The 14,160-nt window shown below is 36.3% G+C and carries 13 protein-coding genes; all 13 read left to right on the top strand.

Annotated features, from left to right (window positions below):
• Window positions 1-13 precede the first annotated feature (13 nt).
• The 13 genes from CKY02_RS10495 to CKY02_RS10440 all read left to right on the top strand — a co-directional run bounded on the left by CKY02_RS10495 (window position 14) and on the right by CKY02_RS10440 (window position 13,660).
• Complete coding sequence (locus CKY02_RS10495) at window positions 14-601, top strand: acyltransferase (protein WP_112895262.1); 588 nt, start codon at window positions 14-16, stop codon at window positions 599-601.
• A 14-nt stretch (window positions 602-615) separates the two neighbouring features.
• Window positions 616-1,686: a DegT/DnrJ/EryC1/StrS family aminotransferase gene (locus CKY02_RS10490; RefSeq protein WP_112895261.1), complete on the top strand. Its 1,071-nt coding sequence runs from the start codon at window positions 616-618 to the stop codon at window positions 1,684-1,686.
• Window positions 1,687-1,691: 5 nt separating this feature from the next.
• A complete protein-coding gene (locus CKY02_RS10485) occupies window positions 1,692-2,915 on the top strand; it encodes a lipopolysaccharide biosynthesis protein (protein WP_112895260.1) in 1,224 nt (407 codons plus the stop codon).
• A gap of 1 nt (window position 2,916) precedes the next feature.
• Window positions 2,917-4,026 carry a D-glucuronyl C5-epimerase family protein gene (locus CKY02_RS10480; protein ID WP_112895259.1) on the top strand — a complete coding sequence of 370 codons (1,110 nt, stop codon included), beginning with the start codon at window positions 2,917-2,919 and terminating at the stop codon, window positions 4,024-4,026.
• 517 nt (window positions 4,027-4,543) lie between these two features.
• Complete coding sequence (locus tag CKY02_RS25680) at window positions 4,544-5,245, top strand: hypothetical protein (protein WP_238399200.1); 702 nt, start codon at window positions 4,544-4,546, stop codon at window positions 5,243-5,245.
• 11 nt (window positions 5,246-5,256) lie between these two features.
• On the top strand, window positions 5,257-6,345 hold the full coding sequence (locus CKY02_RS10470) for a glycosyltransferase (protein ID WP_240002039.1): 1,089 nt from the start codon (window positions 5,257-5,259) through the stop codon (window positions 6,343-6,345).
• Window positions 6,346-6,350: 5 nt separating this feature from the next.
• Window positions 6,351-7,421 (top strand): non-hydrolyzing UDP-N-acetylglucosamine 2-epimerase, encoded by a 1,071-nt coding sequence (gene wecB, locus CKY02_RS10465; RefSeq protein ID WP_112895256.1) that lies wholly within the window; start codon window positions 6,351-6,353, stop codon window positions 7,419-7,421.
• 44 nt (window positions 7,422-7,465) lie between these two features.
• Complete coding sequence (locus CKY02_RS10460; RefSeq protein ID WP_240002038.1) at window positions 7,466-8,656, top strand: glycosyltransferase family 4 protein; 1,191 nt, start codon at window positions 7,466-7,468, stop codon at window positions 8,654-8,656.
• The gene (locus tag CKY02_RS10455) at window positions 8,649-9,806 is read left to right on the top strand and encodes a DegT/DnrJ/EryC1/StrS family aminotransferase (RefSeq protein WP_112895254.1); all 1,158 of its coding nucleotides are present in this window, start codon (window positions 8,649-8,651) and stop codon (window positions 9,804-9,806) included. The genes CKY02_RS10460 and CKY02_RS10455 overlap by 8 nt, the downstream gene beginning before the upstream one ends.
• A gap of 3 nt (window positions 9,807-9,809) precedes the next feature.
• Window positions 9,810-10,418 (top strand): sugar transferase, encoded by a 609-nt coding sequence (locus CKY02_RS10450; protein ID WP_240002037.1) that lies wholly within the window; start codon window positions 9,810-9,812, stop codon window positions 10,416-10,418.
• A gap of 9 nt (window positions 10,419-10,427) precedes the next feature.
• Complete coding sequence (locus tag CKY02_RS10445; RefSeq protein WP_112895252.1) at window positions 10,428-12,302, top strand: polysaccharide biosynthesis protein; 1,875 nt, start codon at window positions 10,428-10,430, stop codon at window positions 12,300-12,302.
• A 227-nt stretch (window positions 12,303-12,529) separates the two neighbouring features.
• Window positions 12,530-12,667 carry a hypothetical protein gene (locus CKY02_RS24535; protein ID WP_167405296.1) on the top strand — a complete coding sequence of 46 codons (138 nt, stop codon included), beginning with the start codon at window positions 12,530-12,532 and terminating at the stop codon, window positions 12,665-12,667.
• 33 nt (window positions 12,668-12,700) lie between these two features.
• Window positions 12,701-13,660 (top strand): DMT family transporter, encoded by a 960-nt coding sequence (locus CKY02_RS10440; RefSeq protein ID WP_112895251.1) that lies wholly within the window; start codon window positions 12,701-12,703, stop codon window positions 13,658-13,660.
• Window positions 13,661-14,160 lie beyond the last annotated feature (500 nt).

Below are 14,160 nucleotides of genomic sequence, written 5' to 3'. Positions count from 1 at the left end.
TGGAACCGGCCTCATGTCAGCAGAACACGTAATGATACATTCCAGTGCCATTGTTGATGAAGGAGCGCAAATCGGGAAAAACAGCCGTATCTGGCATTTCACCCATATCTGTTCTGGCGCGCAAATTGGCGAAGGTTGTTCCTTAGGACAAAATGTCTTTATTGGCAATAAAGTCACCATCGGCAATCACTGCAAAATACAAAATAATGTCTCGGTTTATGACAATGTTCATCTGGAAGATGGGGTATTTTGTGGCCCCAGCATGGTGTTCACCAATGTCTATAATCCCCGTTCATTAATTGAAAGAAAAAGTGAATATCGAAATACGCGGGTAAAAAAAGGCGCCACCTTAGGCGCCAACTGTACCATTATTTGCGGCACTACCATTGGCGCTTATGCCTTTATTGGCGCCGGCGCGGTAATCAATAAAGATGTTCCCGATTATGCCCTGATGGTAGGTGTGCCGGCCAAACACATTGGCTGGATGAGTGAATTTGGTGAACAACTCGATTTACCGCTGCACGGACAAGCTACCGCCATTTGTCCACACACTCAGCATATTTATCAACTCAATAACCATATTGTCGCGCGAATTAAATAAGCAAGGATAAAGGCATGCAATTTACCGATCTGGCAGCACAGCAACTTAAAATTAAAGATAAAATTGACGCGAATATCCAGAAAGTATTAACACACGGAAAATATATTTTAGGGCCCGAAGTCGACGAATTAGAAGCAAAGCTGATTGCCTACACCGGAGCGCCATATTGTATTACCTGCGCCAATGGCACCGATGCCTTGCAAATAGCCTTAATGGCGATTGGCATTAAACCCGGCGACGAAGTGATTACCCCCGGCTTTACCTACATTGCCACCGCTGAAACCGTTGCGCTACTGGGCGGAGTTCCGGTTTATGTTGACATCAAACCCACGACGTATAATTTAGATCCGGCGCAACTCGAAGCGGCGATTACACCAAAAACCAAAGCGATTATTCCGGTTTCCTTATTCGGCCAATGTGCCGATTTTAACGAAATTAATGCCATCGCAGCAAAACATAACCTGACCGTAATAGAAGACGCGGCCCAAAGTTTTGGCGCGACTTATAAAGGCAAACGTTCCTGTAACTTAACAACCATCTCATGTACCAGCTTCTTCCCCAGCAAACCGTTGGGTTGTTACGGCGATGGCGGCGCTATTTTCACCCATGATGAAGAACTGGCGAAAATTATTCGTCAAATAGCCCGTCATGGGCAAGACAGACGATACCACCATATCAGAATCGGGGTGAACAGCCGTTTAGATACCCTACAAGCGGCTATTTTGTTGCCCAAACTGGAGATATTTGATGAAGAAATGGCATTACGTCAAACTGTTGCAGAAAATTATAATCAGGCGTTGAACAATATCGGCATCATGACCACGCCGTATATTGAACCTCACAATCTCTCGGCCTATGCGCAATATACTCTCCGGGTTAAAAACCGCGATGAATTACAACACAAATTAAAAGAACAAGGCATTCCAACCGCCGTGCATTACCCTATTCCCCTGAATAAACAACCCGCGGTGGCCAGCCATATTGCTCTGCCTATAGGAGACGAAATCGCACAAGAAGTCATTAGTTTGCCGATGCATCCTTATTTATCCATAGATTTAATTAATAAAATTGCCAGTTCAATTTAAAATCCATGAATTATAAATTATTGAGGAATATATCTGGCTTATTACTCTCATCATTATTCAGCCAGATATTATTATTACTATCAACGCCAGTATTAACAAGACTATTTTCACCGGAAGAATTAGGTATTTATGCTTCATTTTCATCGCTTTTAAGTGTTTTTGCCGTCGGTGCTTGTCTTCGTTATGAATTTTCAATAAGTTCATCAGAAAAAAATCGTGAAATTAATTCATTAATCACATTATCTTGCATTATTCCAATAACCATTAGCCTAATAGTTATCACTATTTTTGCAATATCTAATACACCTGAAAAAATAATTATAGGAAACTATATATACTATATCCCACTAGGTATTATCACTTATGGGTTTTATCGGGCAGTGAGTTTCAATAATATAAGAGAAAAACAATACTATGCACTCTCTATCACTAAAATAACGCAAACAGTTGCCATGATTAGCACCCAAATCATTGGCGGCATTGCCCATTTAGGCGCAAGCAGTCTCATCTTAGGCCAAATATTAGGTCAATCGTTAGGTGTCCTATTTTTAAGTAAAAGATCCAAATATCGTTTAATTATCAGCAAACATGAACTTAGAAAAATAAGACTACTGGCTAAGAAATATTATCGATTTCCAGTTTATGATTTTCCTGCGGCTTCAATTAACACGTTTAGTAATGAGCTGCCCCAATTATTTATCATGTCCACCTATGGGCTAAAATCGGCAGGATTTTATTTAATTGCATCCAGAATATCAGGCGCTCCAATTACACTATTAACCCAAACCGTTTCGTCTATATTACAAGGATACTTAAAAGACACACTTATATCACCTTTCTTAAAGATAAAAAAGACATTTTATTGTCTAACGCTCATTGCTATTTTATTTGCTATAGTGACATACTTCGCGGGCATACCCATCATAAGCTTTATTTTCGGTGAAGAATGGCTTGAATCAGGTAAATATCTATTATGTTTAATACCGCACTTATGCGGACAAATAATATATTCATCGTTATCGATATATTTATCCATCTATGAACATCAGAAAAGCAATTTATTTATTCAAACAATATCGATTATATTAAGATTAATCGCCCTCCTTGCTGGATATCTATTAGGCGATATTTACCTTACCCTGTTATTATTTTCACTCACAAGTTTTGTTCTTTATATGACAAGTACGGCTTATATTTTAAAATTATCTTTCATGCATAAAGAAGGTTAACATGAAGAAAATCATAATAAAAATAATTCCCTATATCATTATCGTGATGATTGTCAGCTATACATTCAATAAATATGCTTATGAGCTAGACGAATTCAATGGCAATGTGAGAAACCTAGTCATGAAAGGGAAATTCACTCAACGCGAATTTAATAGCAATGGTTTTCCTTTATCTCACTCACCTCATATTCCAGAGCCATTCTTATCCCCATTTTATGTTGTTCACTATGGCCTGATATACTCTTCTTTAGGCTTAACGAATAAAGATAACACCAATATATTATGGCGAACCGATTCATCCTTACCGGGATGGAATGTACCGCCACCTCAATTCAATCAAAATGAATTAATGACTAATTTTAAATTTTCAGCCGATTGGTTATTTAATAATATAAAATTATTTCATGGTGAAAATCATTACTTATATGATTTTGATTGGTCATATAAAGGCTACAAAAATAATAAACTCTCTGCCCCCTGGTGGTCTGGGCTAACCGATGCCTATGCCATTATTCTCTTATTAAGAGCTTATGACTATTTTGGTGATGATAAATATTTGCTGACTTCGAAATTACTATATCAATCATCACTCGCGCCTATCCATAAAGGCGGAAGTTTAACAACATTAGATAATATGCCCTGGATTGAAGAGTATGTTGATCCTCAAGCCAATTCAGACCAATTAGCTTTTGTATTAAACGGTATGGTCTACTCTACTTATGGTATTGAATCTTTTGAAAATTATCTAAATATAGATGAAAATACCAAAATATCCGATAAATTATATCAATCAATCAGTCATAATATATTTAAGTTCGACATAAAAAACGAATGGTCTAGCTACGATTTAATTGGCAATCCAAGTAACATTAAATATCATAAAATACATACCCTTCTTTTAAAAGATCTGATAGATAGAAATCAAAATTTTAAAAATAAAGAAATAATAGACTTATATAATAATTGGAATAACTCCGCCGCTAATAGCGGGTATTATTACATAAAACATGGCCCTACGAGTTGGGCATACTATCAATTCATCACTATGTATTTTCTGTCTATCTTAGTATTATCATCCATTTACTTTTTTATCAGCAAAAATGCAAAATAATATTAAAATAATCCTGAAAATATTTATCTATCAGGTTATTATCTACCTGAATTCAGTGCTTATATTAGATACATTCCATGAGGTAAGAGGCTATAATATTACCCCACAAGGTTACTTAAGTATTTTTTTCTGTTGGATATCATTTTTACCACTCATTTTACTCAACAACCAAAAAAATCCCGTGATGGTTTTTTTATGGTTAATCTATATCACTTACATTATACCGGTATCAATTATATTCCCACTGATTAATTCAGCTTCTGTCTATTCAATCATTTTCGTATGCACAATAAACATATTATTTTTCTCATCTATATTATTCTTTCGGATAATAGATAGAATAACAATACCAAAACTAAAAATTCCGTGGGATTTATATAAAATACTTATAATAGGATGTGGTATTATTGTACTCCTATTCGTCATTAGTAATCCTGGATTAAGTTTAATACCTCCTAATATATTTAAAGTTTATTCCGTGAGACAGCACTTTAAAGACAACACGCCGTTACTCACTATGTACATCATCACCAATGGGGGATATGTTATCTCACCATTACTATTATTAGCTTCACTCTATATCAGAGGTCCGATTAAATATGTCCTCATTACAATAAGCATTATGATTTCCTATTTAATCTACAGCTCCTCAGGATTAAAAAGTATAGCATTCATGAATCTTGCCGTTATCATGCTATTCTTCTATATAAAAGGAACAAGATCGATAAGTAACTCGGTGATAAATATCATTCTCTATTTATTCCTTGCTGCCGGGATATTATATTTTATTTTCGATTTTTATGATCCACTGATACATTGGCTACGCAGAGTATTCTTCACACCAACATTAAATACCTATTACTTTTATGATTATATCTACAACAACAATAGTGAATTTACGACAGAAGCTCCTCAAATAGTTTCTCAAATCTATTATGGTACCTCAGGCTCAGCGAATACTGGCTTTATTGGAGACGGTATCGCCAGATACGGTACACTGGGTTTAATCATAAACTTTTTTATATTTAATATATTAATCTTTGCCATGAACCTGAGCTCAAAAAAGGTTCCATTTGAATTTTCAACGACACTCTATCTACCCTTTGTATACACAATATCAAACTCAGCAATTACAGCACTGCTACTGACCTATGGGCTGCTGGCATTAAGCATATTATTATTTTTATTCCCTACAAAAACTAACAAAATATCCTTATGAAAATTACACACATGACCTCGGTACATTCACGTTTCGACATCCGTATTTTCCTAAAAGAATGTTCTGCCTTACAAAAAGAACATGAGGTCTCGCTTATTGTCGCAGATGGCAAAGATAATGAAATCAAGAATAACATTGCTATCATTGATGTCGGTATATTACCCGGCCGATTAAATAGAATCTTTAAAACAACCGATAAAGTTTATAAAAAAGCATTAGAATTAGACGCTGACTTATATCATTTTCATGATCCGGAACTCATCCCTATCGGATTAAAACTCAAAAAGAAAGGTAAAATAGTCATTTTTGACGCCCATGAAGATGTCCCTAAACAAATTTTTAGCAAGCCTTATTTAAATAAATTTACCCGCGTTATTATCTCTAAACTATTCGCCTTCTACGAGAAGTATTCTACTCCTAAATTTGATGGCATTATTACAGCCACACCATCAATAAGAGATAAATTCTTAAAACTCAATAACAACACCATAGACATTAATAACTATCCCATATTAGGTGAGTTATATAATAAGCATGCCAGCTGGCATGAAAAAGAAAAACAAGTCTGCTATGTCGGCGGTATTTCCGACATTAGAGGTATAGCCGAGATGGTTGAATCCCTCTCTTACCTCACGACGAATACAAAAATGAAATTAGCGGGCAATTTTTCTGACACAGATTTAGAGAACAAAATAAAAAGCATGAAAAATTGGCACAAAATAGATGCTCTGGGATTTTTAAATCGTATAGAAACCAAGGAACTTTTATCTAAATCTATTGCGGGTATCGTTCTATATCACCCACTCCCCAATCATATTGATGCCCAACCCAATAAAATATTCGAATATATGAGTGCCGGCATCCCTGTTATCGCTTCAAACTTCACATTATGGAAAGATATTGTTGTAAAAAACCATTGTGGCATTTGTGTCGACCCATTAAACCCTAAGCAAATAGCTAATGCGATAGATTACTTATCAAATAACCCTGATATAGCAGAAGAAATGGGTAACAATGGTCTCTTGGCAGTCAATGAAAAATACAATTGGGATATTGAACAAAATAAACTAACCAAATTTTATCAACAAATTGGACGTTAATCGATATGAAAAAAATCATCACCGTATTAGGCGCCAGACCACAATTCATTAAAGCAAGCTCTGTTTCTCTTGCCTTAAAAAATAATAAAAAATTTAAAGAAATTATCATTCATACAGGTCAACATTTTGACACTAATATGTCTGATGTATTCTTCAATGACTTAGCCATTCCCAAACCGAATTACACGCTCAATATTCACGGTGGCTCACACGGTGAAATGACAGGTAGAATGCTCATCGAAATTGAAAAAGTACTCATCACAGAAAAACCGGATGCCGTTATGGTATATGGCGACACAAACTCGACTTTAGCTGGCGCATTAGCCGCATCTAAATTACATATTCCGATTATCCATGTTGAAGCCGGTTTACGTAGCTTTAATATGAATATGCCCGAAGAGATAAACAGAATATTAACCGATAATGTGAGTTCAATTCTCTTTTGTCCAACAGACACTGCCGTCAATAACCTACAAAAAGAAGGCTTCGGCTCAAAGCCCGTTAATATCAAAAAAATCGGTGATGTGATGGAAGATGCCGCTTTATATTTTAGCCAAATGGCGAAAAAACCTGATGGGCTGGATGAGATACAGAACTTTATATTAACCACGCTCCATCGTGCTGAAAATACCGATAATCAGGAACGTCTAACTGAAATAGTAAACGCCTTAAATGATATACATAAAAGAATTGTTACTGTTGTTATGCCAATTCACCCAAGAACTAAAAAAATGTTAGCACAGTACGACTTACATTTAGATGTTCATTTAATTGAGCCAGTAGGATATTTAGAGATGATCTGGCTACTTAAAAACACCTCCCTGATTATTACCGATAGCGGTGGACTCCAAAAAGAGGCTTTTTTCTTCAAGAAACCTTGTGTGACCGTGCGGGATCAAACTGAATGGGTAGAATTAATTGAAGCGGGCGTAAACAAACTCTCGGAGGCTGAAAATAAAAAAATAACCCAAGCCGTTCATGACATGATTGGAATCGATATGGACTCGATTCAATCCATGTATGGTGGTGGTATCGCTGCGACAAGAATTGCTGACGAACTAGAAAAATTACTATGAATATCGTCTATATAAACCACTATGCCGGCTCACCGGATCTTGGGATGGAATTTCGTCCATATCATTTAGGACAAGAATGGGTTAAATCGGGACATAATATTACCCTACTTGCAGCCTCTTATTCTCATGTACGGACCAAACAACCCAAACTAATAGATAATAAAAAAACCACCGAAAATATTAACGGATTAGAATATATCTGGTATCCAACCCCGAACTACAACGGAAACGGATTATCCAGAGTCAAAAATATTTTCTCTTTTTTACGGCAAATTTGGCTTGATAGCCATAACTTAGTCAAAAAATATCGACCAGATGTTGTTATTGCTTCCAGCACATATCCTATGGATATCTGGGTGGCAAAACGTCTTGCCAAAAAAGCCAATGCAAAATTGGTTTTTGAACTCCATGATTTATGGCCTCTTTCACCCATAGAATTAGGTGGAATGTCACCTAAACATCCATTTATTCAATTATGCCAACTTGCTGAAAACGCGGCTTATAAATATGCGGATATAGTTATTTCCATGCTCCCAAATGTACAAGAACATACGAAAGCACATGGATTAGATCTCAATAAATTACATATTATCCCTAATGGCGTGGTTGTAGAGGATTGGATAAATCAACCTACTCCGTTAAACAGTTCACTAGAAAAACTTATTGTAACCGAGAAAAATAAAGGGCATAAAATTGTATGCTATAGCGGTGCCCATGGACGCCCAAATGCACTAGAAAAACTGCTCAAAACCGCTTCACTTCTTCATGATAAACCGATGACATTCTTATTAGTCGGCACGGGCCTTGAAAAGGATAATTTAATTGAAGAATCTAAATTACTGGGCATAAATAACATTATATTCTTTGATCCGATCCCCAAAACTCAAATCCCAACACTACTCAATAAAATTGACATTGCCTATATAGGGTTACAAAAGCAATCATTATTCAGATTTGGCATCAGCCCTAATAAACTTATTGATTACATGATGGCGGGCAAACCTATTTTATGTGCAATTGACGCCGGTAATGATCCCGTTTCTGACGTGAATTGCGGTATTACAGTTAAATCAGGCAAGCCAAAAGAGATTGCTCAAGCCTTATTAAAACTCAGTGAATTATCAACTGACGAATTAAACCAAATGGGGCAAAAAGGTAAAATTTACGCTTTAGAAAATCACGCTTATTCCGTATTAGCCGACAATTTCATCAAGGCCATCATCAATCATGAATAATAAATTCCTTCCTTTTGCATTACCTGAAATTGGACAATCCGAAATTGATGAAGTCATTGACTCACTTAAAACCGGCTGGATAACCACCGGACCTAAAACCAGAAGATTTGAACAAGATTTTGCGCAATATTTAGGTTCTGATGTTGAAGCCATAGCGGTAAATTCAGCCACGGCGGGATTGCATTTAGCATTAGAAGCCATTGGTATTCAGCCGGGTGATGAAGTCATCGTTCCGACCTATACCTTTACGGCAACCGCAGAAGTTGTCCGTTATTTGGGAGCTCACCCTATTTTTGTTGATTCTTTACCTGACAGCCTGAATATTGACCCAATAGCAATAGAAAAAGCCATAACCGCCAAAACTAAAGCAATTATGCCAGTACACTTTGCAGGTTTATCCTGTGATATGGATGCCATTATTGCAATAGCTAAAAAATTCAATCTACGAATCATTGAAGATGCCGCCCATTCATTTCCGACTTTATATAAGGGAAAGAAAATTGGCACGCTAGATACCGATGTCACCGTATTCAGCTTTTACGCGAATAAAACCATGACGACAGCGGAAGGTGGCATGCTAGTCTCCAGACATCCAGATATCATAAAAAGAGCAAAAATAATGCGCCTCCACGGCATTAGCAAAGACGCCTTTGATAGATATCAATCTAAAATACCTGCCTGGTATTATGAAGTGATTGAACCAGGTTATAAATATAACATGCCCGATATTTGTGCATCTATCGGCATCCATCAATTACAGAAAATAGACACTTTCCACAAGAAAAGAGAGGCAATGGCTAAACTCTATGATGATGAATTAAAACATCTGCCGATTATCTTACCGACTAAACCTCAAGAATCTAATAGCCAACACGCCTGGCATCTATATACCATTAGATTAAATGATCAAGTCAAAATATCCAGAGATGACTTTATCATAAAAATGGCAGAAAAAAACATCGGCTGCTCTGTCCATTTTATTCCTTTACATAAACAACCCATCTGGAAAAATACCTATTCTCTTAATGAAAACAATTTCCCAGTTGCCGAAGAAAACTTTAAAAGAATTGTATCCATCCCTTTATATACAAAAATGACCAAAGAAGACCAAATCTACGTTATCAACACAATTAAAGAGATCTTGGCATAAATGATGACATATTATTTAGCTATAAAAAGGCTATTTGATTTTATTTCTTCTCTTATTGGACTCATTCTATTATTTCCTATCTTAATGACTATTGCCATCTGGATAAAAATGGATTCGAAAGGGCCTATTTTTTTCCGGCAAAAACGGGTAGGCCAATATAATCAAGATTTTTATATTCACAAATTTAGAAGCATGACGACAGGATCAGAGCAAAAAGGACAACTTACTATCGGTAATGACCTCCGTATTACCCACTCTGGAAAATTTATCCGCAAATATAAAATTGACGAATTAGCTCAATTGATTGATGTTGTTCGAGGTAAAATGAGCTTAGTCGGGCCAAGACCTGAAGTGCCACAATTTATGGACAAATATCCAGATGATGTCAGAAACAAAATATTATCGGTAAAACCCGGCATAACAGATTTGGCTTCTATAGAAATGATCGATGAAAACCAGGTATTAAACCAATATAAAGATCCTCATCAAGCCTATATCGACATTATTATGCCGATAAAAGCCAAGTACTATTTAGAATATATTGATAAACAGTCATTTTTCTATGACCTGAAGATTATTTTTAAAACAATTTACAAAGTAGTTTTTAGGTAATTAACCATTATGAACAAGAGAATATTTTTCAACCAAGATAGATTAATTAAAACCATCATCCTTCTGATTGTAGATATATTTATCATTATTATTTCATACTGGCTAAGCATGTGGCTACGCCTTGATAGAGAAGTGCCCGTTTACAGTTTACAACATTGGTTAACGATTATATTCACCATACCTTTCACACTATTTATTTTCCTAAGAATTGGCTTCTACAGATCGATACTGAAATATGTCAACATGAGTATATTGAAATGGGCCATTATTGGTTCATTTCTATCTACTCTACTATTGACCGCAATCTCGCTATATCAGCAGGCATTTTTACCCAGAACCGTACCGATTATCTACTTCTCTTTTCTGGTTATCTCACTCTGCGGTACAAGATTTGTCTATAGAACACTACGTAATCTATTAAAATATAAAGGCACGCCTGTTATCATATACGGAGCAGGAGAATCTGGCCGACAACTGTTACCTATATTAAGAGAGCATAGAGAATTCAACCCTATTGCTTTTGTTGATGACAATGCCAAATTACACAATTTATCTATTCATGGAGTTTACGTCTTTTCTCCCGAGAAAATAACCATTTTAGTAGAAAAATATCATATAAAGAAAATATTATTAGCCATACCCAGTGCATCAATATCTAATAGAAAAAAAATACTCAATAGATTACAAAAAGAGCATTGTGAAATCCTCACCATCCCGAGCTTCAATGATCTGGTTGAAGGAAAAGCTCAAATAAACTCACTGAAACGTGTTTCCATTAACGATCTACTTGGAAGAGAACAGGTTAACCCATTACAAAATTTACTCAGTAAAAACATCAAAAACAAAAATGTGCTTATTACCGGCGCCGGTGGTTCAATCGGATCAGAATTATGCAGACAAATCATCACTCAATCCCCTTCGCAACTGGTCTTATTTGAATTAACCGAATATTGTCTTTATTCAATAGAAAAAGAGTTACAAAAGATAAATTCAGATAGAGATTTGAACATAACCATTACTGCAATTTTAGGTGACATAAAAGATTCAGAAAAGATAGCTAGAATAATCAATAAATTTAACATTAATACCATATACCACGCTGCGGCATATAAACATGTTCCACTGGTAGAAATGAATACCATAGAGGGCATTAATAACAATATTTTTGGCACCCTCTCACTGGCTAAAGCAGCAATTAACCAAAAAGTTGAAAAATTTGTATTAATCTCTACCGACAAAGCCGTCCGCCCGACAAATACCATGGGGGCAACAAAAAGATTTGCCGAGCTGATACTGCAAGCTTTTGCAAAAGAAAACAGCCATACAAAATTCTCAATGGTTCGCTTTGGCAACGTCCTTGGCTCATCCGGTTCCGTTGTCCCCCTGTTCGAGAAACAGATAAAAAGTGGTGGACCGATAACCCTCACTCACAAAGACATTACCCGTTACTTCATGACGATTCCAGAAGCGGCCCAATTAGTCATCCAGGCAGGTGCACTGGGCAATAATGGCGATGTTTTTGTTCTGGATATGGGAGAATCAGTAAAAATTTATGACCTCGCCCGGAAAATGATCCATCTTTCCGGCCTGACCGTGAAAGATGAAACCAATCCTCATGGTGATATCGAAATCAAAATTACCGGATTAAGACCCGGTGAAAAACTTTATGAAGAACTCTTAATTGGTGATAACGTCTCTGGCACTAATCACCCAAGAATCATGACAGCCAATGAAGTTTTTCTCACTTGGGATAAATTAAACCCATTATTAAATGAGTTAAAAACATCTTGTGAAAATTACGATTTTGAAAATATTAGGCAGATCCTTATCAATGCTCCTATTGATTTTCATCCTAAGGATTATATTTACGATCTTTTAAAATAAAAATTCATGTCATGAAGCTGGCTGAAAATCATATTACCGACATTAGCCTTCTGGACAAATAATAATCCTATGAAATTTTTAACACACGAGCAATTAAAAATCATATAATTCGAAAATTAAAATAACAAGCCAACAAAAACCTCATTATTAGATATATCTATACCCTATGGATTTCAAGATGCATCGCGGCGGCAAGGGAGCGAATCCCCGGGAGCATAGAGAACTATGTGACCGAGGTGAGTGAGTGCAGCCAACAAAGAAGCAACTTGAAAGATGACGGGTATAATGCATTATACTTCCTTCATTTCCTCCTTCAACAAAGGAGAATGATTAAACATCTGGAAATTATGAAGCTAGCCTCTTAATATGAGCCTATAAATTTATGAAAAAGTACTCAAATGGCTATATTCACTAATAGTAAAATAACAGCCAATGCCTATGGACTCTCTTCCGGTGTCTTCTGGGGGCTAAGTGGCGTACTTTTCGCATTATTACTAAAAAACACCGCACTTTCCTGTTGTCTTTTCATTCCTATCGTACTCGCTTTCCTAAATGATCTAATCTCATGCGTATATATGTTTATATATCTTATAGCTAAAGGAAAATACCGAGAGATACGCCTTATCCCCAAGAACAAGAAAAATGGAATAATTATACTGGCGGCTATATTTGGTGGCCCAATTGGCATGTCTTGTTATATTTTAGCTATTCAATACATTGGTATTAGCTACACAGCAACTATCTCGGCCACCTATCCTGCTATTGGCGCACTAACTTCTTTTTTCCTGCTTAAAGATCGTATTCACCTTATCGGCATATTGGGATTAATACTGGCCGTTGTATGTACCATGATACTCGGCTATTCGGCATCAACTCAGACAATATCTGGCTGGATAGGCTTTCTCTTCGCTTTTATATGCGCACTAGGCTGGAGTTCCGAAGTTGTTATCAGCTCTTACGGCATGAATAAAGATATACCTGCTGATATTGCTTATTTTATCAGGCAATTATCATCCTCAGTGGGCTATTTAATCATGATCATATTATTCATTCACTCTTTTCCTGGAGTTGTACATATATTCTCAAATATAGAATTATACTCCTTATTATTTTTCACTTCACTGGTCGCCACGCTATCGTACCTCTTCTACTACAAAGCAATCTGCATGCTTCAACCCATCCGTGCTATGAGTTTAAACATCACTTACGCCATCTGGGCAGTCATCTTTGCTTGTTTGCTGGTAGATGAGCCTATCTCTATAAAACTAGTGCTCTTATGTGTAGGAGTCTCTGCCGGATCACTCCTGACTGCTGTAAATCCACTTAACATCAAAAAATTGATTTTGACACTTAAATGAATGCGATTCTATTCGTATCAAGTTTAGGCTCGCTTTAATGTTATAGTTAAAGAAAACCACTAAAACTCTACTACCTATCAATAATATATTACCAAGTATCCCCGAACCTACACCAACCACTCTCCCCCTCTTCTCTGACCTTTTTAGATAACCATCACTACTGAATTTACCTATACCTCTAAAGATTACAGATTGCAGAATTAGGAATATCGTTACCTCACCAATCACAATGCTAAATAAACATAAAGTCACAATTAAGCTTTACTACCGGATGGATATCACGGAAATACTGCCACATCCCGAAGCGAATGGAATAGCAGCAAACCTGTTGAAAAACAAGGCACATAGTACGTTGTTGGTAAGATCTAACCGCCATTCCATGAGTAGTAATACAGATTTCAGCTAACTCTATTCTACCAATTAGTTAAACAAGTGGTTTGTTAAACTTGACCCAGAAGAGTTTACAGTCTAATCTCCCCCCAACTAGTTACAAAATCTTA

The sequence above is a fragment of the Photorhabdus bodei genome (genome assembly GCF_003287735.1).
In the GTDB taxonomy this organism is placed as follows: Bacteria; Pseudomonadota; Gammaproteobacteria; order Enterobacterales; family Enterobacteriaceae; genus Photorhabdus; species Photorhabdus kayaii.
The sequence above is the reverse complement of the archived record's forward strand: the minus strand, read 5'-3'. Positions and strand labels throughout refer to the sequence as shown.

What these genes read in the sequence shown, in the direction of transcription:
- CKY02_RS10470 (WP_240002039.1), top strand. Translation starts at nt 5,257, where the DNA reads ATGACCTCGGTACATTCACGTTTCGACATCCGTATTTTCCTAAAAGAA.
- CKY02_RS10450 (WP_240002037.1), top strand. Translation starts at nt 9,810, where the DNA reads ATGACATATTATTTAGCTATAAAAAGGCTATTTGATTTTATTTCTTCT.
- CKY02_RS10455 (WP_112895254.1), top strand. Translation starts at nt 8,649, where the DNA reads ATGAATAATAAATTCCTTCCTTTTGCATTACCTGAAATTGGACAATCC.
- CKY02_RS10480 (WP_112895259.1), top strand. Translation starts at nt 2,917, where the DNA reads ATGAAGAAAATCATAATAAAAATAATTCCCTATATCATTATCGTGATG.
- CKY02_RS10445 (WP_112895252.1), top strand. Translation starts at nt 10,428, where the DNA reads ATGAACAAGAGAATATTTTTCAACCAAGATAGATTAATTAAAACCATC.
- CKY02_RS10490 (WP_112895261.1), top strand. Translation starts at nt 616, where the DNA reads ATGCAATTTACCGATCTGGCAGCACAGCAACTTAAAATTAAAGATAAA.
- wecB (WP_112895256.1), top strand. Translation starts at nt 6,351, where the DNA reads ATGAAAAAAATCATCACCGTATTAGGCGCCAGACCACAATTCATTAAA.
- CKY02_RS25680 (WP_238399200.1), top strand. Translation starts at nt 4,544, where the DNA reads ATGTACATCATCACCAATGGGGGATATGTTATCTCACCATTACTATTA.
- CKY02_RS10440 (WP_112895251.1), top strand. Translation starts at nt 12,701, where the DNA reads ATGGCTATATTCACTAATAGTAAAATAACAGCCAATGCCTATGGACTC.
- CKY02_RS10460 (WP_240002038.1), top strand. Translation starts at nt 7,466, where the DNA reads ATGGAATTTCGTCCATATCATTTAGGACAAGAATGGGTTAAATCGGGA.
- CKY02_RS10495 (WP_112895262.1), top strand. Translation starts at nt 14, where the DNA reads ATGTCAGCAGAACACGTAATGATACATTCCAGTGCCATTGTTGATGAA.
- CKY02_RS10485 (WP_112895260.1), top strand. Translation starts at nt 1,692, where the DNA reads ATGAATTATAAATTATTGAGGAATATATCTGGCTTATTACTCTCATCA.